Consider the following 275-nt stretch of genomic DNA (forward strand, 5'->3'; position numbering starts at 1 on the left):
TCATTTTTAAACTGAACTTGCCGTCCTGTTTTTATAGGTGGCTTTCGCATACATTGCTGTTGCAGTGGGCATACCTTGCAATCTTTTAAGTAACCGCAGAATCGGGTGTATTTTTGGTTATGGCTGTTTACATTTATACCGCTTCGCCACATTTCATTGCCTGCGGGACAGCGGCAGGTTTGTGTCGTCTCATCATAATGGAAGTCGTCTGAGGTAAATAACCGTGGCTTGCCTTTACTGCGTTTTAGTCGGCGCTTTTCTTGCTCTGTCTCATA

General features: G+C 44.4%; 1 protein-coding gene. It reads right to left on the reverse strand.

Features of this window, described 5'->3' with window-relative positions:
* The coding region (locus H5154_RS24360) for a transposase (protein ID WP_182719786.1) at window positions 1–275 on the reverse strand (275 nt) is incomplete at both ends.

Origin of the sequence: Pseudoalteromonas sp. SR44-5, assembly GCF_014163675.1 — a bacterium.
Classification (GTDB): domain Bacteria; phylum Pseudomonadota; class Gammaproteobacteria; order Enterobacterales; family Alteromonadaceae; genus Pseudoalteromonas; species Pseudoalteromonas rhizosphaerae.